Source organism: Rhodococcus sp. C1 (genome assembly GCF_020809065.1).
In the GTDB taxonomy this organism is placed as follows: Bacteria; Actinomycetota; Actinomycetes; order Mycobacteriales; family Mycobacteriaceae; genus Rhodococcus_F; species Rhodococcus_F qingshengii.
Genome location: NZ_CP078080.1, coordinates 5,505,967 through 5,524,247 on the forward strand (window position 1 = coordinate 5,505,967; position 18,281 = coordinate 5,524,247).

Consider the following 18,281-nt stretch of genomic DNA (forward strand, 5'->3'; position numbering starts at 1 on the left):
ATGTTTCGAACACCAGCCGCGCTACGTTTCTCAGTGCTTGAAGCCGGGGAGGTCCACGCTGAATTTCGGCGCGATCGCTCCTGCCGATGCGGTGATCAACGAGATCAGCGCGAGAACCAACGCAGCTGGCCACCAGTGATCATGAGCTGCAGCTACGAGGCTGGTAACCAGAAGTGGAACGAATCCCGCAATCATCGCGGCGGTGTTGTTCGCGACGGCAACACCTGTGAATCGGGTTCGCGCCGGAAAGAGTCCGGTCAGAACAGCTCCTGTACCTGCGTAGGGAAACGACAACGTCGCCACTGCCAACGTCATCGACAGAACGATGAGCACGGGAACGCCCGAAGTCAGTAGCAGAAAGGCCGGCAAAGCGACTACGGCAGAGGCGATCCCGCCCCACAAGATCACCCGACTCGAACCGAACCGCGCGCCCAACCGCCCGCTCAACAAGATCACGAAGATCTCGACTACGGCCGCGACGATAGTTCCGAGCAGCATCAACGATCGGCTGTATCCGAGTACGTTCACTCCGTACCACACACAGAATGTCGTGACGAGGTAGAACCCGCCCATTCCGAGAAGTGAAGCCGCCATTCCGATCAAAATCTGACGCCAGCTGTGTTTGAAGGCTGTGCTCACGGGATTGGTCGCCAACTCCCCAGCTTCCTCGAGCTGACGGAAGACAGGGGATTCTTCGAGTTTGCGCCGAATATAAACCGCGACAAGAAGTAACGGTAACGAGAGGAGGAAGGGAATGCGCCAACCCCAGGATTCGAAGTTCTGCTGCGAAATTGCAATGGTGACCAGAAAAAACCCACCAGACGACAGAATTGTTCCGATCGGAGATCCGATGAGGGGAATCACTGCGTATCGCGCCCGCATATGCAGTGGCGCGTTCTCCACCACCAGGGTCAAGGCACCTGACCATTCCCCTCCTACGAAAAGGCCCTGCACGATTCTCAGCAGCACGAGCAGCACCGGCGCCGCGATGCCGATCGCTGCGTAGGTGGGCAGTATGCCGATCAACGCGGTAATGATGCCGATACCGACGATGGTGATCATCAGCGTCTTTCGGCGGCCGATCCGATCGCCCATTGCACCGAAGACAATGCCACCGATCGGTCGGGCCGCCACCCCTACTCCGAAAGTGGCGAACGAGGCAAGTGCGGCCAAGGTTGCGTTGCCGCTGGTGAAGTACTGAACATTGAACACGAGAGCGGCCGCGGCACTGAACAGGAAGAAGTCGTAGTACTCGAGCACGGAACCGACCAGAGCGCCGAGTGCGACCTTGTTTGCGCTCTTCTTGTCGAGCTCATGAACGGCTCCGAATTCGATCGACGTCGATTGTGTGTACGTCATAACTCTCCATCAGGGATGAGGGATTCGGTCTGCTTCTGTCCCCAGGGGATTTCGGCCTGTTGCAAGCATTTCAGGTTATTCGCTCACTGTCCCTAGGCATTCCCCGCCGATTACGGCCACGAATTTGTGCATATGCCCTATTCTGACTTGGTGAACCACTTCGCCCCCTCACGACCGGGCAACGAGCCGGACGCCCGCGACTCAGGAAGATGGCAAGAGCTGCTCGACAGCCTCGACGTCGCCGAACTGACCGACACCTTCGTCAAACGTGTCGCCTCGATCGCCGGCTACGACTCGTCGCCGCTACCGACGTCCGAGATCGAACGCACAGGCCGGATGGCCTTCTCCGCCATGCTCCAAGGTCTGCGCGCGGGAGGTCTGCCCGATTTCGTCCCCGTCGCGAACGATGTCGGCATCTCGCGTGCACGGGCAGGGATCCCCATCACCTCATTGATGACCGCGATCCGATTGGACTACAACGTGCTGTGGGAGGCCCTCACCTCCGCGTCGTCAGCGACGGATGCCGAACTGTTGGTCCGACACACGTGGATCGTGCTCCGCACCGTCGACGAGTACGCCGCACAGACACAAGGGGCCTACATGGCCGAACGAGAACGCATGCTGAGAGAGGAATCGTCTGCGCTGCAAGGACGCATCGCAAACCTGTTCCAAGATCCCCGATCCACAGACACAGATCAACTGGATGCCATTGCAGCCGAACTCCGAATCCCACAACGCGCCCCCCTTCTGGTCATCGGAGCTGCCGGTGACGACATCCCGGCGCTACGAGTGTTCATCTCCGAAACCGAGCGCTCCGGACGAACGGTGTACACCCACTACCTCGGCGACGTCCTGATTGCCTTCACACGCAGATTCGACCTCGACGGACCGCAAGTCACCGATGTCGGCCGGAACCTCCTCAAGCTTCGAGTCGGAATTGTCAACGCCGACACCGGTCTGTCAGCCCTTCGCGCGGCGGCCAATACCGCACGAGCTCTCACACGAACAATCACCAGCGAAGACCACGCGGCTCTCACCTGGGACCGAGGGTGGGCGAGACTGGCCAAACTAGGCCTACAAGAATCAGGAAACGGGCTACTCACCGACGTAGATGACGCCTTGGTGACCTGCGGAGACGCGGAGCGGGCCCGTCTCGAAGAATGCGTGCGCAGCTATATGAAAACAGGCAGTATCGGGGAATCGGCAAACGAGCTGTTCTGTCACCGCAACACCGTGTCCAATCGCCTTCATCGATTTGCAAAACTCACCGGTTTGGACCCCACGATTCCTGAACAATCCGCGAGACTCGTAGTGGGTTGGGCATAGAAGCACTCGAAACCCCTTCCCCTTTTACCTTCTCGGGGCGATCGCTGTCGGAGGCATCACGCAACGAACTGTATGGGCGAGGTAGCTCTGCGTGCGCTGGGAGGCTGCCCGGTAACGCGTTTGAAAGCGCGGCTGAACGCAGCTTGAGAGGTGTAACCAAGACTTCGAGCCATGGCTTCCACCGACATCGTGTCCTGGGCCAGCCACTGGCTGGCAAGAAGCATTCTCAGTTCCGTCGCGTACCGCAGAGGCGGTACGCCGATCATCGCATGGAAGCGCTCCGCGAACACCGATCGGGACACATGGCACTGCGATGCCAACTCCGCTACCGTCCAATGATGTCCGGGATCCCGGTGGACAGCCAAGATGGCTCCCGCCAGTCGCGGATCGCGCAGCGCAGCCACCAGTCCAGAGGCATTGTCGCAGCCACATTCAACCCACCCTCGCACGATCATCGCAGCCACGACTTCAGCGAGACGCGCTGAAACACCAGCAAAACCGACACGCGCCGAACAGGTCTCACGCCTCATCGCAGCAAGGATCGGTAAAAGTCCGGGATATCGCTCCCCCTGGGCGTCGGCGATCATGATCTCGGGCATGATACGACTCAGGCCTTGCATCCCGCCAAGATCGAATTCCATGTAACCGGTGAACAATACGGCGCTGGGAGACAGGTCGGCGGCGAGGCCGACATTCACGTCCCCCACCGCATCACCGAGGGGTTCGGAGTCGTAGCTGTCGATGCCCTGAACCACTACGCCCGGCCCGGACAGCCACTGATGGGGTCGACCGTGCGGGATGAACACAGCGTTACCCGCTGACAGTTCGTGGACGGTGCCGTTCTCGGCACGCAGGAACGCGTGACCGACTGCGAGAAAGTGGAAATAGGCACGGCCCGGTTTCGCATCGAAGCCGATGCCGAATCGCGGACCGGCATGAACGCGACGGTACTGCACTCCACGCAACCGCATACTCGTCAACAGTTCGCTGATGAGGTCGGAGGACGAGGCGAACGTCCCGGCAGCCGACTCGGCCGGACTCTTGATCAAAACGGCCGGATCCTCAGTCATAGATCATCCTGAAAGTCGTATCTAGTGTTGACTCAAAGCCTTTCATGCGATCCAGGAGAAGTACAACCGTTGTCCAGTGATGTATGCAGCACCGCGCCCGATACCCGACCCGTCCGAGCAGCCGCAGTTGTCGACCCGCCACCGCTGCCGGTAACACCGAAGTGGATGGCGGTGATGTCACTGGCTCTGGGCGTATTCGGACTGCTTACGGCCGAGTATCTTCCGGCCAGTCTGTTGACTCCGATTGCCGATGATTTGGGTGTGCCGGAAGCACTGGTGGGCCAAGCAGTCACCGTCACGGCTGGAGCAGCAATCCTCTCTGGACTACTGACGGCAAGCCTGACACGACGGATGGACCGGCGGATTGTTCTGCTCAGCTTCACTGTGCTGATGATCGCGTCGAACTCGCTCGTGGCCCTGGCCCCGAACATGGTGGTGCTGTTGGCGATGCGGATCCTGCTCGGCATTGCGTTAGGTGGTTTCTGGAGCATGGCGGCTGCCACGGCGATGCGTCTGGTACCGGAATCGTCGGTACCTCGCGCTGTATCAATCATTTTCAGCGGTATCGCCGTAGCAACCATCGTGGCCGTGCCGCTCGGTAGTTACCTCGGTGAACTGTCCGGTTGGCGCAGTGCCTTTTGGGTCACCGCAGCCCTCGGGGTCGTGACGCTTGCCTTCCAACTGTTCGCGTTGCCCCCGATGGCACCGCGGCACGAGGCACGGTTGAGAACTTTGTGGTCGGCGTTGGTACATCCACGCTTCGGGATCGGCATCGTCGGCATGTTGCTCGTCCATATCGGGCACTATGCACTGTTCACCTACATTCGGCCGGCGCTCGAAACCATGGTCGATGTCGGCGCCTCCACCTTGACTGTTCTATTGTTTGCCTTCGGAGTGGCGAACTTGGCAGGCACACTTGTCGCCGGATGGCTCCTCCAACTCAGCCTGCGTCTGACATTGGCGCTGATGCCCTTACTGATCGGGATAGCTGCTCTAGGTCTGGCACTGGTGCCTGCAACTCAGAGCGTAAGCGCAGCCTTGGTGGTGTTGTGGGGCTTGGCATTCGGCGGAGTTTCGGTGGCGTGGTCGACGTGGGCGACCAGGACCGTGCCCGACAAGGCGGAAAGTGCAGGCGGGATCGTGGTGGTCGGTGTCCAGTCCGGAATCGCTGCAGGTGCCGCAGCAGGCGGTGCGATGTTCGGAGCCGGGGGTGCCATGGCGGTGTTTTCGGTTTTCGGAGTCGTGCTGATTGCGTCAGCATTGTTCATCACATTGTCCGTGAAGAACCCCGATCACCTTGCGTGACATCGGTTACCTGCATGCGGCGGCAGACTGGGACTACGAATCAGCGAGGTCAGCTGATCGGTGCGCGAGCAGCGTGATCTGGCCCGGTCAACTCTCGAACAGCTTCCGCGCCTCGAGCTTCGCTGCGAACGAGAGAAGACCAGCCTCGGTGTGTGGGCGTCCGACGAGCTGTACACCGACAGGTAGACCGTCGACGTCGGCTGCTGGAATGGACACTGCGGGCAGTCCGATGAGACTCCACGGCGCGGTGAGTGAGAGCAGACCACTTGGAACGTCGACCGGCTGATCCTCGACACTCACCCGACGGCTGAACAGCGGCGGTGTCGAAAAGGGAATCGTAGGCAGCGCAATGAAATCGACCGCACTCAGTAGCTGAGCAACACCTACACGGAACTGTTCACGAATCGCGATCGCCTGCAAGAACTGCGAATCGGTGTACGTGCCGCCCATCTCGAGACGCTCACGCACCTCTGGGTCGTAGAGATCGGGTGCGAGACTGAGCCTTTCGGCGTGGACCGCGTGAGCTTCACGCCCTTGGATGACACGATAGGAGAAGCGAAGTGCCTCCGCGCCGTGGATATCTATTTCGTCGGTGAGGAACGGTGCGACCAGATCGCGGGCAGAACGGGCAATCGATGGTTGAGTGGCATGAATTGATCTCGGCGATATCCAGCGAACGCGCACACCGGCGACGGAAGTGCACTCGGCCGGTGGTGAGAAATCGTCGATCAACGCTGACAGTACGACGTGTGCATCAGCCGCACAGCGAGCCAGAACACCCACGGTGTCCATCGAACTGGCCAGAGGAAGTACTCCGTGCGTGCTGATCGCCCCTTGTGTGGGGCGAATGCCGACGACGCCGCAGCATGCTGCGGGGATTCGCACGGAACCACCGGTATCGGTGCCGAGTGCGACTGGAACGATGCCGGCAGCGACGGCGGCCGCCGAACCGCTACTAGACCCTCCGGACATGTGCCCTAATGCATGTGGGTTACGAGTGGGTCCAGTAGCAGCACGATCCCCCGTCGGACCGTTCGCGAATTCATGCGTCGTCGTCTTCCCGATCACTATCGCACCTGCTCGTCTGAGCCGCTCGACGCAATCTGCATCGCGAGTGGCGATCCGATTCACGAAATGGCGCGAACTAGCGGTCGTCGGCAGACCTCGTACATCGATCATGTCCTTCACCGCTATCGGCACCCCGTGCAGCGGACCCCGGTCAGCACCTGCGGCCAATTCTCGATCGGCGGCGGCTGCGGCGGCACGAGCTCCGGCCACGTCGATGGTGACGAACGCGTTGATTGTCGATTGCGAGCTCTCGGCCTCCTCGATGGCAATCCCGATCAAGTCCGCTGACGTGACCCGACGTGCCCGAAGGTCCGCAGCCAGGTCCGTGATGGTTCTTCGGCTGAAGTAGCCGCCAGTTGCGGATACGTGGACGGCCGAAGGGGGATTCTCCGTCATGCCGCCGACACGGTGAGCGCCGCGATGGCCTCGCGGAAGGGTTCGATCGGGGCGATGAGCAGACCGGCGCCCGCGTGTCCGCCCTCACGCAGGGCGGCACCCATGTGGATACGTGGAGTGATCGCGGTGGAAACCACACGTGCCGCGTCGATTCCGAACGGAACGCCACGAAACTCTAGATACGGAATCTTCCACTGGGGGTGCTCAGTGTGAGTAATGCCGTACATTGCCTCCGTCGTTTCGACCATGTTCTGAGCCGATCCGCCGCTGTAATCCTGAAGCGAAAAAGCAGCCGCCGCCGAAAGGCCGCCGAGTCCCACCGTCTCGGTGATCAGGCTCTCCCCGCCCATGTACGCAGTATCCTCAGCGGTGATCCCGTCGAAATATTTCGCCTGCAACGTGGGAATCGGCGCGCGAAACCATCGCTGGCCGGTGCCAGCTGTACGAATCGCGAACTCCTTCCCGCTCAACGCCATAGCGGTGACGATGCTGCTGTGCGGTGTATTGCTGGCGGTTGTCGCGATGCTCTTACCCGTCGCCATCGCGACATGGAGAAAGAACAGATCGTTCTGACTGAGGAAGTTCAGAACGTCGCGGGTTGCTGCGGTGAAGCCGTTGGCCTCGAGAACAGACTCGTAGATCTGCTCGAAGAACACCGCTGTTGCCGCTGTATTACGGCTGTGCAAGTCATCGCCCATGCCGAGGGCACGCCGAATGATGGGACTGGTGTGTAGACCGCCGTTGTGTCGTAGTGCCGCTGAGAGGGCTGGTCCGAGCACGTCCTTGATCCAGGTCAATTGTTGGTGTACAGCCTCGTTCCATACCCCGTAGGTGAGGCGTTCGCGGGCACTTCCCTCGTAGAGAACGCAGTGTCCGCGCGAACCCGACATCGAATCTTCGACAACGAGGACAGGCATCGACGCCGTCGTCACCCCGGTCAGCGAGCCTACGCACCCGTAGTCATGGCACGGCCGGACGAGGATTTCTCCCGCATGCAGGAGAGCGTCGGCCTCTTCCACCGAGTTCGCGAGCCCCTCGAAGAGTGCTGCTCCCAGTATCGCTCGGCGCTGGCCTCCTTCGTATGCAGGCCAGGGCAACGGGGCTCCCGAGGTGAGGATGGTGTGGCGGGTCATGCCGGGCAGCGCATCGAGTGCCGGGGTGACATCGATCAAGACGGGGTCTGCTTGCAGCATCGCATTCACTGCGACCATATTTGCATGAATTCGCCTGTCCGACAATAGGTCTTGCATAGAATCTGCCTTTTGCTCGAGCTGTGTGTCGGTCATGCCCACCGACCGAGGAAATCGATCACAGCAGCATTGACTTCAGCGGGTTTGGACGCACTCAGGAAGTGATGCCCGTTCGGGATCGTCTCGAGGCGCACTTCGGCCGCACGGGTGAACAGTTTGATTTCGTCCTCGGCGTTGGCCACTGAATAAACCTGGTCTGCCGTGCCGTGGAGCCACAGAACCGGCTGCGTCACTTCGTCCAATCGCCCGAACAACCCGTCGCGATCACGGAGATTGATCGTGGCGAGCCGCAGTCGGTGCCGGCCCGCGTCGCCGGAGTAGTTCGTGCGGTAGATCTCGAGCCACCTCACTCGGTCTTCCGGGCTCAAGCCTCCCAGCGCAGCGTCGAAGGTGGCATCGACGAAATCATCGGGAACAACCCAGTCGTCGTCGACCGGCTCGCCGAAGGCCTCGATGTAGGGGGTGCAGAATCCCGGCCCGTCCCAGCACCCGAGGTCGCGGCTGCGTTGACTCTCGACGTCCAGCGAGGTACCCAACGGAATCAGGCCTTTGACTACCTCTGGTGCCAGCAAGCCCATTCGGGTGGCAATCCACCCCCCTTGCGAAGTCCCCAAGACGAATGCGTTCGGAATGTCCAGTGCCGCAAGAGCCTGCAGGTTCGCAACTGCGCTGTCCCAGTAGGTGAAATGCTTGTATGTCGAACGGGTTCGGCCATGACCGTACGGCTCGAGGGCCAGTAGGTTGGCCCTGTCGGTCAGCGCAGTATCCGCGAACTGGTCGCGGTACAACTCCGCAGAGGTGGTGTACGAGTTGATCATGACCAGGGTCGGCAATTCGGGGTTGTAAGGTCGCCCGAACGTGGCCCCTATGACCGAGCCGCCGAGGTGGGGGATGGTGATGGTTTGATCGAACGTGCTCATGAACTCAATTCCTCTTCTTTGTGGGGCAGTCCCGAGATCGGGTCACGGTAAAGGTGCGGGCGCTATCTGGCCGGCACTCGGTATGGGTGTTGTCTGGCCTGGGCTGCGGGACGGCTCTCGGGCCGACTCGAAGAGCTGATCAACTCGTTCCAACTCTTCCCGGTCACTGGCTCGAAGGAGGCTGACCGCGACGAAGACGACAAGATTGGCTACGAGGCCGACCAGTCCGGAACCTAACCCCTCAAGCCACGGCACTGCCCCGCCTTGGTCCATGTACGGAACCGTCAGCGCCAGAGCGATTACCGCACCGACGAGCAGCCCGGCGATTGCGCCGTCCCTGTTACCTTTGCGCCACATGAGTCCGCCGAAGATCGGTACGGCAAGTTGGATGATGGCTTGATACGCCAACTGCGTGACGCCGGCCAAGTTGGGTGAATCGTAGATGCGGTACGCGATGATCGCGGCAACTATTGCGGTAACTGCCATCGCAGCCTTGGCGAGGTAGAGCTCCTGCTTGTCCCGCAGTGGGTGAACGACAGCAACGATGTCGTTCGCAACTTGAGTGCCGATCGCTTGGGTGACGCCGTCGACGAAGCCCATTCCCGCCGCGAAAACTATGACAAGCGCGATCGCCAACAACCAGGTACCACCGGCGTCCTGCGCGATCGCGAAGAACGACGATACTGGATTGGCAGCGGCGAAAGGGATCGGCGCCGCGCACAGCGCGACAAACATGAGTAGAACGCAGAACACGAAGCCGATCGCCATTGTTTGCAGCGAGCCCTTTTTCACTTCACGCACGCTGGCCGCAGTGTAGATTCGCGTGAATATCATAGGCCAGCAAAGACTTCCAATGATTCCGGCGGCAACGATGCCGAAGTAGTAGAGTCCGCCTTCATCGGATCCGAAGCCGGGCAGGCTCAGTTGAGCGTCGGTAAGCTTGCTCATGTTCGAGATGCCACCGAAGTAGAAGAACAACAGGCCCAGGCACAAAATGGCCGATCCGATGTAGGCAACAATCCCCTGGACCATATCGGTGAGGATGAGACCCCTCATACCCATCTGGACGGTCCAGAACTGACGCACGACCAATACTGCAATCCCGATCAGGATGGAGTCGGCGTCAGAGAGTTTACCCAGCGATGCCCACTGAACTACCGCGCCCATTGCAATGAGCCCGAGAACGAGCCAGGGCACGAGGGCGACGACACTGATGGCGCTTCCGATCAACTTCAGGCCGCGGCTGTTGTACCGCAGGTCCAGTAGATCCGCCTGGGTCCGCAGGTCGAACTTCTTACCCCACTTCCATACTGGCCGGGCGATGAAATACATCGCGAGAACACCAAGGACGGAGTAGACGAGAAAGTACAACCCGATCACGCCACTAGCAACGGTCAGACCGAAAACCGCGGTAAAAGTCGAACCGGGCCACCACGAATTCGTGTACGCCATCGACACGAACCAGCTCGAAAACGAGCGCTCGCCGACGGCGTAGTTGCTGAACGTCGCGACGCTTTGCCGGTTCTTGGAGATGTGAAGGACAACAACGATGACGACGAAGAAGACGCCTAAGGCGCCAAAAGTGACGATCATCAGTCCACCGCTCCCTGACGACACTCGGTGACCCAGAGACCGGTGACTGCTGCGATCGCAGCTGCGGACACGAGTATCAGGTACCAGACCGAAATCGGTACGCCGATGACCAGACCGTGCTGGTGGGACATTGCGATGTACAAAGGTGGCCAGAGCGCGATCATATTGATCAGCGCGAATAGTGCGCCGAAGGCGATGTTCCTCGCTGGGGAACGACTGAATAAGCCAGTGCGTTTCATTGATACTCTTTTCGTCTCTGCAGGCCGTCAACAGGGCCGGCTGGGCGGCGTATAGCCAGATGAAAAGCGTATGAACAATCACATTCCTCGACCATCGGTCAGTTGACGTATTTTCCGCATACCTCCGGTCGGACATCACATGCGGACACGACAAACCGAACGGGCGAAATGTACTGGGGCATCGAGAATTTCATAACCGGAACTGAACGGGTGAGAATCCGCCACTAAAGACGCGGCTGCTGCATCATCAACGGAGATACATCTCCCCTCACAGCGCCTTTGGCGCTACCGTAGGGCTTTGGTTTACGCCCGTTCCGACTCCCCCGACTCGCTGGTCGTTGCGGTCACCCTGACGACGGTCGCACTCCGGGTACTCACATCTCGCTCGCGAGCAACAGTCCTGCTTCCACAGCAAGCGCGGCGAGCTGCACACGAGATTGGCTCCCGAGTTTGACGAGAAGATGCTCGACGTGGGTCGAAACGGTTCTAGGACTGATGAACAGCTTCTTCGCGATCTGGGGATTGGAACAGCCTCGGGTGACCCAATGAAGAATTTGCACTTCCCGGCAGCTCAACCCGAACGGCCACGGAATCCGACGTTCAACGACCACGAGGGACGTTCCGGGACCCGCCGACAACTCGATTCGATGGCACGAACCATCCGACTCGGCCCACAAATACTGCGCCGGTCGGCCAGCCCAATCCCGGATCGCTGACGCCAACCACCTGCGCGCAGACTCCCCAAGAACCGGACCCGCCGTATGACCTGGCAGCTCCGAAATTGCGCCTGTATCGGTGACTATGACGGCGTGCGCTGCCACCCCAGCCCGTTGCACGGCACCATGAGCGCTCCGGAAGAGATCACAGACGTCAGCGAGTACAGGACGGAACCTCTCGATCACGCTAAGAGCCTCGTTACTGGCGTCTTTGGGGCGCGCCCAACTCACGTGCAGAGCACCGGTATATCGCCCACCAGGCAACCTCAGACACATGGTCGCGCCCTCCTTGAACCCAGCGGGAATCAAGAATCCCTCGGCGGACTGCGTCTGCGCGAACGGGATGTGCCAATCCCTCTGCAAGTCCAGCCAACGGAGGGCGTGCGGAACCTGGGTATGCAACAAATGAAAGCCCGGATTCCCGTCGACGAACGCGTCGTTCATATGTTCGTCGAGCTCCCGCGTGTAGCCTTCGCTCGCCAACGTGACGTGCCTATGACTTCCTGAACCCGCATCCCATGCCGTCAATGCGTATCCATCCCATGGAATCGAATCCCGCAGGACTCTCATTGCAGCAGAAGCGCGCACGTGGACATCGGATAGTTCGACGAAACGGCCATCGTCCGGCGGGATCATGGCCGGAAGCAAAGCGTGGATCTGCATACGATACTCCTGGATCCGACTCCCCCAAGTACGTATAGGCTCTCATTGTCTCGCCAGTCAGGCAACATCGGGGAACGAGAGGGAAACCGGTGGTAGAGCCACACGCAGTGGGCGAAAAGTGGCTGAGTTTACGCCCACCCGGCGACCGGCTCGAGCAAGCTGGGGTCGCTGTCCCCGGCATTTTTGGCGGCAGTCGAGACTTCGCAAAGCTCAGATGCGGCACCCGCAATCGAACTGTCACTGGCGGCAACCGCTGACAAACAGTGCGCGCAGATTGGCTGCAAGTTGACCACCAATGGTGAATCGGCAATCGTTCGGGCAGCGATCAAGGGTATACCGTTCGGCACCATCACAATTCACACTGAATCAGGGCCGATCCACACCGAATCGTTGTCGAACACCGGGACCGGCGGAGGTGCGTTCGTCGCCGCGGTGGGCAGTGCAGCAAGTTTCCGGCCATGTTCGATGACGCTGCCAGATGCCCGTTCTCCTTGAAGAGTGCCTATCGCCCTCAGTCTCAGTCGCCGTTCGAACCGCCGAATACAAGTTCAGGCGTGCCCACTACCGATAGGCCGGGGTGTAGTTGCTGCTGTAGGGACTCGATCCCGGCGGTGTCGAGTGTTCCGTGGTGAATCTGGCAGACCCAGTCGAAATCTTCTGTAGACCAGGCGATCTGATATCCGTAAGTCTTGGTTTTCCACGGCTGGTTCGATCGTGGCCTCCGGGCGATCCATCCCGCTTTATCACCGAGTTCTGCGGCGAATGCGCCGGTTTCGGGTTCGATCGAGTGAACGAAGCGTGGGGTCAGGTCCGTCAGCATGGGCACCCTGATGGGTTCGGCGGCGATCTCCTCATGAAACCAGCTCATCGACTCCTGCGCCGGCGTTACTGGTGGCCCGCCGCGACCGGTGAGGCTCCTCGATTCTGCATCGGTGGTGACCGGACCGTCCCAGGTGAACAGGGAGAGTTCGAGGTGCTCCCCCACTCTGAGGTCGGTGTATGCGGCGCCGTCGATACCGTCGCCGGAGTGTTGGGCAAGTACCGCACCGGTTTCGGCGTCGACGACAAGCCGCAGCGACGGCTTCGGCAGATTCCGGCTCTCGCGTGGGGCGAGATCCACCGACCAGCATCGACGGCCGAGGAACTCGACGTCTGTCACCGGCCCTGTCGGGCGTGAATGATCGTTGCCGACCCAATGCTCAACGCGCGGGGTGATCGCAAGGTATCGGCCCGCGCCGGGCGAGTGCACGTGATGGAGTTCGGTGCAGCGCGGTTGGTCTGGGTCGGCGGTGAAGTCCCAAGCGGTGGTGCCGTCGCTGACGAACATCACCTGCCCGTCGAGTGACTCGATCCTCGATCGGCGCCCCCACCGATACAGATGCACGCCGGGGAGGCGAACGGGAAGAAACACAGGTTCTTCACCGTAGCTGCCGAAGTAATAGTGAAACGGTTCGTCGGAATTGCGGTACGGGACCACGACCCCGTGGACCGGTTGCCGCGGTCCGTCGGCCAAGGTCACCAACATCTGCACCCATTCGGTCATCACTGCCTCCGTTATGCATTCGGGTATCGGTCGTCTGCGGCCTAGGTCAACGCGCCTCCCACTGGTTTCGGTGAGCTTTCCGGCCCGATCGCCTGCGCCGCTCAGCTCAGACATGCAGGACTCCCGCGATCGCTTCGGAAGCCGCGGGGTAGGCGCGGGTGTCGGCTTGTTCCCTCAACTCTGCCGAGGCGTAGGACAGGAGATTGTCGAGACGAACACCAAGCTCGTCGTACAGATTCAGCCGAGCTGTCAACATCAGTCCCGGGTAGTCACGATGCCGGAATCGGACATGGATCCGGCCGCTCGGCCAGTGGCCGACGTACGTGGCGCTCACCTGATCGACTTTGTCCGAGAACCGCATTCGGTCGAGACCGCGCAGGCAGTACTGCACGTACCCGTGATGATCGAGTGGCTCAGGCCCGACAGGCCAGCACCGATCGGTGATGTCGATGCCGCCGGTGATCAGCGAATGGATGCCGCCATCGACCCCGGTGGAAAGTACCGACCGACCGCCGGCAGGACGGGTAGCGGTCCTCGCGACCAACCACAGCCTCCTGGCCCCTGCGACCCCGTGGGCGACATCCATCCCGGGCAGCATCAAAGTCGTCACCGGCGACGGAACCTCACCACGGTAGGCCCGTACAGTTGTGGCGCCACGCACAATGGGGTCTTTGCCCCAGTACCAGCGCACGTTGCCATCGAATGCGCGCTTGCGGCGATGGTTTTCGTTGTACGACACATCCGCATACTCGCTGGCGTACCCGACCTGCCGATTTTCCGCGCACAGGTAGGTGTTGCGGTCGATGCGCAGCGGGGCCGGATCATGCAGAGGTATCTGCAATACCGATGAGCTGTAACGCAACTCGAACCCGGCCCGCTTTCCTCCCGTGCCGTCCACGCGCGGCACCCGTTCCCACGGATCGTGCTCGACACCGAGATAGAGCGAGGATTCGTCGAACTCGGCCGACACGATCGCCGCGGCATCCACTTCGACCAGACGCATCCCACCACCCGGCTTGCTCACCAGCAGCGCCGGTTTGCGCCTCAGCGTCCGTGGCGGAATATCCGGCGAGGGTGAGATGTCGTTGTGCCTGCGTGTAGTCGTCATACACCAGGCGCCGGCGCGTCCCGCGCCGATCAGATGGTGCCCTTCGGTGTATTCGGACCGGTCGATGCCGTCGGTACCGACGTGAACCAAAGGGCCGTCGCGGTGATTCTGTATCCACAAACCGGACTCGTCGGCAGAGATCTGTGCTGGGCCGAATCCCGGAGGGGTCGGAGGAAGATCGGTCCACGCCACCAACCCCGCCAACGATTCTGTGTGCGGATCAATCAGTGCCGCAACGGGTTGACGCTCGTCGACCACCCACAGGTGAGCAGCGGCGAAGAAGACATATCGAGGGCGCAGGAACCTACGCCGGAGGTGGGCGCTCATGCGCCTTTCTGCAGAGTCATGACATCGACGGTACCAGCGAAACCGCATCGTGTACCGCAACGGTCGCCCGACTGGTTCGATTTCAGGGCTGCCGATCGCGCAACTCCTCGACGATAATCCACTGCGATCGAGGGTTGAGCGCACCGTGCGCTGTGATTGTTTCTTTGCTGCGGTGCACTATCTTCTTTTTGGACGTTCGATCAGGACGGGTCGACATCGGAGCGAATGAACTCCAAAGTGCCCGAGCACGTTCGACGCTTGGGCACTGTCGGACTTTGTTACCCGTCAGTCGGGGTGGGCTCAGGGTTTTCCTGGATGAATCGCAGATTGCAAACCCGTACGCTATCGCAATGGACTTGATGGTCTGGATCGTCACGACGCCATTTCTTGCAGCAGCACTGGCGGGCGTGATGCGACGAACGCTGGGGACGAGGGTCGGTTGGCCACGGACACTTGTGATCGCGGTGATAGCGCTCTCGGTGGGTGTCCCACTCTCGGGCTACGCCGCGACATTCGCAGGAATTGCCAGCCAGGACGATCAACTTCTGGTGAGCGTAGGAACAGCGCTCATATTCTTCGGAGTTGTCGCGCTCTGGGTGTTCGCAGCATGCCTGGCCGCATTGGTTTTCCTCGAAGTTGTCCTTCCAACAGGGTCCATCCCCGGACCGCCAGAAGCATTGCAGCGCAGCCGCAAATCGTGGCGACGAACCAAGCGATACGTCCAGATCATGGGCATCGTCGTGCGAGCGGGAGGCGGGCCCGCTCTCCGTGCTGGGCCATCAGCGCCTCAGTTCGGGGACGCGCTGGTGGAAGTAATCAACCGGTGCGGTGTCACTTTCGTCAAGCTGGGACAGATCCTCGGCACGCGAGACGACCTCATACCACCCGAGTTGGCTCGCACTCTCTCGTCTCTGCAAAGTTCGGCACGACCGGCTGATCCAGTCCGCATTGGGGAGCTACTGGCATCGGAACTCGGCGACGCACCAGAGTCGGTGTTCGCATGGTTCGATGTGGAGCCGTTCGCCGCCGCCTCTGTCGCACAGGTACATTCCGCGCGCACCGTTGAAGGCGTCGACGTTGTGGTGAAGGTTCAACGGCCCGAGGCGAGCGCACAAGTGAGCGTGGATTGCGATATCTTCCTTCGCGTGTCATCCCGCGCGGAGACCCGTTTTCCCTGGGCACGCGATATCGGCGTTCACCGACTCGCCGGGGGCCTCGTCACGTCACTGCTCGAGGAACTCGACTACCGCACCGAAGCAGCGAATACCGGCGCGATTGCTTCCACAATGTCGAACCGCCCGGATATCGTCGTTCCGCACATCTACCCCAACCTCAGTAGCGGACGGGTGCTCGTGATGGAACGTCTTCACGGCACACCGCTCTCCGACGGTGAGTCGGCGCTCACCGGCCTCGACCGCGACACCCGCAGCAGCATCGCCAACGAACTTCTTGCGTCGTTGCTCGACGGGATCTTTGTCCACGGCGTGTTTCACGCGGACCTGCACCCCGGCAACATCATGATCCTCGATGACGGCCGGGTCGGGCTCCTCGACTTCGGCGCAGTAGGGGTTCTGGACGGCGAGACACGGATCTTGTTCGCCGTGCTCCTCAACGCTGCCCTCGCAGGCGATCCGGTGGCGACAGTCGACGCGATGCTGATGGCATTCGACGTGCCGCCCGAAGTTGATCGCGGAGCACTACGTCACCAGGTGGGCCGAGAGATCACCCTGCTCAGTGTCCAACCCAATGTTTCCATGGCATCGTTCGCGCGAATGTTCACTGTGCTTCGCGAACACCGAATCGGAGTGCCGGGAGACGTCGCCGCCGCTTTCCGTTCGCTCGCGTCCTTGGAGCGCGCCCTGCGGCTCCTGGATCCGCAGATCGACCTCGTCGCTGCTGTTCGGGCCGAAGTACCCCGACTGTTGACCCATGTCGCCAGCCCGACTGCAGCCGCACAGGCAATCCTGTCGACGACGGCGGTCACAACCGCGGTGGTCCGGCGCCTGCCTGGTCAGCTCGATCAGATCGCGACCTCGATTGCCTCGGGAAGCTTCACACTTCGCACTCGCTCGGTCGCACACCCCGACGACAGGCGATGGCTACGACGGTCGGCGAACAACGCCCTGGGTATGGCGGCGGGGGTGACCGCGCTGATTGTCGCGGCGATCCTTCTGTTCGTACCTGGCGGACCACAACTCACACCTCAGCTGTCGGGCTATGCACTCGCGAGTGCGGTACTGGGCTTCGTCGGCGTCGTTCTGTGCATGCGGACCGTGTTCCGTTTGTTCACACTCGACAACCGGTAACCAGTAACTGATGTTCATCGCTTGATTTCGATGTCGTCGAAGTCGAGCGCCAGGAGCGTCGGCCGCGAGGGAACGCGGCCGCCTGGGCCTCTCGGGAGCACACGTCGTCGAGTGGGAAAGGTGAGACCGTCGAACTCGCGATGCTGGTCGCAGTAGAGAGCAGCTTTCGCCCAGCTGCCTACCGGTTCGGCGACGAAGTCGTGACGGCGGATGCGGCCACCGTTGTCGACATAGAAGGTCTGCTGCCGGCAATGGGTATCGATCGCCGGCGCGAACGTTGCTTGTAGTCGTCGCCATTGCTGCCCGGATTCCTGCCAAGGTTCGGCTTCGGTGACAGTGATGTCGTCGCGGGCGAGCAGCAGCGGTGCGTTCAGATAGTTCCAAAAGGCGTAGCCGGCAAAGTAAGCGGTGTCGAGCGCGTCCCAGTGGAGGTTGCGCCGGACTCCACTCAACCCGAAAAACTCTGGACGTGGGTCGGTTCGACTCCCGAGTTCTTCGCCGTCACGAGTTTCGATCCGCACGACGCCCTTGTCGAACACAGCGCACTCGCCGACACGCGGAAAGTCTTGGAGGACAGTGCGTTGCTCGGCGACTTCAACCTCGACCGTGAACTTCGCCAGCTTGTTGCCGGGGAAGCGCTGAGGCAGCAGACCGCCCAAACGTCCCCGTGCCGTGATCGCTGAAACAGACTGCCAACGTTCGACTCCGCCATGTGCGGTGAGGACTTCATCGAGTAGTTCGGTCATATGTCGACGCTCTCCGTCCCATGACGGAACTGTGGAAATCAGCGATCAGACGGACGCGTAGTTGTAGTTGCGTTCCTCCCGCGGTACCACTGCCACCCCGCGGTGATGATGACAGCGCCGGCAAGGGACCCGAGGATGCCGCTCGGGCGCAATGATAATCCGTCGCCTGCAATCAAACTCACGAGCAATCCGCCGACCAGCGAACCACCGATTCCCGCGATGAACGCGAAGGTCCAGTCCACTCGTGCGGTCGTTTTCCCCAGAATCAGCTGGGCTCCCGCTCCGATGACGATCCCGAACAGGAGTATTCCGATGATGAGCATGAGACAAGGCCCTTTCGTGGAGT

General features: G+C 60.9%; 15 protein-coding genes. 3 read left to right on the forward strand and 12 right to left on the reverse strand.

From position 1 onward, the window contains the following. Window positions 1–30: 30 nt before the first annotated feature. On the reverse strand, window positions 31–1,359 hold the full coding sequence (locus KTR60_RS25415) for an MFS transporter (RefSeq protein WP_054827038.1): 1,329 nt from the start codon (window positions 1,357–1,359) through the stop codon (window positions 31–33). Window positions 1,360–1,509: 150 nt separating this feature from the next. On the opposite strand from KTR60_RS25415, the gene KTR60_RS25420 reads away from it, so the two are divergent. Further along, window positions 1,510–2,685 carry a PucR family transcriptional regulator gene (locus KTR60_RS25420; RefSeq protein WP_228401380.1) on the forward strand — a complete coding sequence of 392 codons (1,176 nt, stop codon included), beginning with the start codon at window positions 1,510–1,512 and terminating at the stop codon, window positions 2,683–2,685. 56 nt (window positions 2,686–2,741) lie between these two features. Here KTR60_RS25420 and KTR60_RS25425 read toward each other — a convergent pair whose 3' ends face one another. Then, window positions 2,742–3,755 carry an AraC family transcriptional regulator gene (locus KTR60_RS25425; protein ID WP_065351473.1) on the reverse strand — a complete coding sequence of 338 codons (1,014 nt, stop codon included), beginning with the start codon at window positions 3,753–3,755 and terminating at the stop codon, window positions 2,742–2,744. Window positions 3,756–3,824: 69 nt separating this feature from the next. Here KTR60_RS25425 and KTR60_RS25430 point away from each other — a divergent pair, with 69 nt between their 5' ends. Beyond that, the gene (locus tag KTR60_RS25430; protein WP_228401381.1) at window positions 3,825–5,060 is read left to right on the forward strand and encodes an MFS transporter; all 1,236 of its coding nucleotides are present in this window, start codon (window positions 3,825–3,827) and stop codon (window positions 5,058–5,060) included. Window positions 5,061–5,147: 87 nt separating this feature from the next. Here the strand turns inward: KTR60_RS25430 and KTR60_RS25435 are convergent, their stop codons facing one another. The 8 genes from KTR60_RS25435 to KTR60_RS25470 all read right to left on the reverse strand — a co-directional run bounded on the left by KTR60_RS25435 (window position 5,148) and on the right by KTR60_RS25470 (window position 14,883). Then, window positions 5,148–6,524 carry an amidase gene (locus tag KTR60_RS25435; protein ID WP_054827037.1) on the reverse strand — a complete coding sequence of 459 codons (1,377 nt, stop codon included), beginning with the start codon at window positions 6,522–6,524 and terminating at the stop codon, window positions 5,148–5,150. Beyond that, a complete protein-coding gene (locus KTR60_RS25440) occupies window positions 6,521–7,735 on the reverse strand; it encodes a DUF1116 domain-containing protein (RefSeq protein ID WP_228401382.1) in 1,215 nt (404 codons plus the stop codon). Before KTR60_RS25440 ends, KTR60_RS25435 begins: the two co-directional genes overlap by 4 nt. Before the next feature lie 71 nt (window positions 7,736–7,806). Continuing rightward, window positions 7,807–8,694 (reverse strand): alpha/beta fold hydrolase, encoded by an 888-nt coding sequence (locus tag KTR60_RS25445; protein ID WP_047271999.1) that lies wholly within the window; start codon window positions 8,692–8,694, stop codon window positions 7,807–7,809. 42 nt (window positions 8,695–8,736) lie between these two features. Continuing rightward, entirely contained in the window at window positions 8,737–10,287 is a 1,551-nt protein-coding gene (locus KTR60_RS25450; RefSeq protein ID WP_047271997.1) for a sodium:solute symporter family protein, read from the reverse strand. Next, window positions 10,287–10,451 carry a hypothetical protein gene (locus KTR60_RS25455; RefSeq protein ID WP_158170423.1) on the reverse strand — a complete coding sequence of 55 codons (165 nt, stop codon included), beginning with the start codon at window positions 10,449–10,451 and terminating at the stop codon, window positions 10,287–10,289. The genes KTR60_RS25450 and KTR60_RS25455 overlap by 1 nt, the downstream gene beginning before the upstream one ends. Before the next feature lie 449 nt (window positions 10,452–10,900). Beyond that, window positions 10,901–11,905 (reverse strand): helix-turn-helix transcriptional regulator, encoded by a 1,005-nt coding sequence (locus KTR60_RS25460; RefSeq protein ID WP_065351475.1) that lies wholly within the window; start codon window positions 11,903–11,905, stop codon window positions 10,901–10,903. 517 nt (window positions 11,906–12,422) lie between these two features. Continuing rightward, a complete protein-coding gene (locus KTR60_RS25465; RefSeq protein WP_054827031.1) occupies window positions 12,423–13,448 on the reverse strand; it encodes a hypothetical protein in 1,026 nt (341 codons plus the stop codon). A 106-nt stretch (window positions 13,449–13,554) separates the two neighbouring features. Further along, on the reverse strand, window positions 13,555–14,883 hold the full coding sequence (locus KTR60_RS25470; protein WP_151098319.1) for a hypothetical protein: 1,329 nt from the start codon (window positions 14,881–14,883) through the stop codon (window positions 13,555–13,557). 350 nt (window positions 14,884–15,233) lie between these two features. Between KTR60_RS25470 and KTR60_RS25475 the strand changes: the two genes are divergently transcribed. Next, complete coding sequence (locus tag KTR60_RS25475) at window positions 15,234–17,189, forward strand: ABC1 kinase family protein (protein ID WP_228401383.1); 1,956 nt, start codon at window positions 15,234–15,236, stop codon at window positions 17,187–17,189. A 14-nt stretch (window positions 17,190–17,203) separates the two neighbouring features. Here KTR60_RS25475 and KTR60_RS25480 read toward each other — a convergent pair whose 3' ends face one another. Continuing rightward, window positions 17,204–17,935, reverse strand: a complete 732-nt coding sequence (locus KTR60_RS25480; RefSeq protein ID WP_054827029.1) for a hypothetical protein — start codon at window positions 17,933–17,935, stop codon at window positions 17,204–17,206. 38 nt (window positions 17,936–17,973) lie between these two features. Then, window positions 17,974–18,258: a hypothetical protein gene (locus KTR60_RS25485; RefSeq protein ID WP_003939785.1), complete on the reverse strand. Its 285-nt coding sequence runs from the start codon at window positions 18,256–18,258 to the stop codon at window positions 17,974–17,976. Window positions 18,259–18,281: the final 23 nt, after the last annotated feature.

What these genes read in the sequence shown, in the direction of transcription:
- KTR60_RS25415 (WP_054827038.1), bottom strand. Translation starts at nt 1,359, where the DNA reads ATGACGTACACACAATCGACGTCGATCGAATTCGGAGCCGTTCATGAG.
- KTR60_RS25425 (WP_065351473.1), bottom strand. Translation starts at nt 3,755, where the DNA reads ATGACTGAGGATCCGGCCGTTTTGATCAAGAGTCCGGCCGAGTCGGCT.
- KTR60_RS25435 (WP_054827037.1), bottom strand. Translation starts at nt 6,524, where the DNA reads ATGACGGAGAATCCCCCTTCGGCCGTCCACGTATCCGCAACTGGCGGC.
- KTR60_RS25440 (WP_228401382.1), bottom strand. Translation starts at nt 7,735, where the DNA reads ATGGTCGCAGTGAATGCGATGCTGCAAGCAGACCCCGTCTTGATCGAT.
- KTR60_RS25445 (WP_047271999.1), bottom strand. Translation starts at nt 8,694, where the DNA reads ATGAGCACGTTCGATCAAACCATCACCATCCCCCACCTCGGCGGCTCG.
- KTR60_RS25450 (WP_047271997.1), bottom strand. Translation starts at nt 10,287, where the DNA reads ATGATCGTCACTTTTGGCGCCTTAGGCGTCTTCTTCGTCGTCATCGTT.
- KTR60_RS25455 (WP_158170423.1), bottom strand. Translation starts at nt 10,451, where the DNA reads ATGATCGCGCTCTGGCCACCTTTGTACATCGCAATGTCCCACCAGCAC.
- KTR60_RS25460 (WP_065351475.1), bottom strand. Translation starts at nt 11,905, where the DNA reads ATGCAGATCCACGCTTTGCTTCCGGCCATGATCCCGCCGGACGATGGC.
- KTR60_RS25465 (WP_054827031.1), bottom strand. Translation starts at nt 13,448, where the DNA reads ATGACCGAATGGGTGCAGATGTTGGTGACCTTGGCCGACGGACCGCGG.
- KTR60_RS25470 (WP_151098319.1), bottom strand. Translation starts at nt 14,883, where the DNA reads ATGAGCGCCCACCTCCGGCGTAGGTTCCTGCGCCCTCGATATGTCTTC.
- KTR60_RS25475 (WP_228401383.1), top strand. Translation starts at nt 15,234, where the DNA reads ATGGACTTGATGGTCTGGATCGTCACGACGCCATTTCTTGCAGCAGCA.
- KTR60_RS25480 (WP_054827029.1), bottom strand. Translation starts at nt 17,935, where the DNA reads ATGACCGAACTACTCGATGAAGTCCTCACCGCACATGGCGGAGTCGAA.
- KTR60_RS25485 (WP_003939785.1), bottom strand. Translation starts at nt 18,258, where the DNA reads ATGCTCATCATCGGAATACTCCTGTTCGGGATCGTCATCGGAGCGGGA.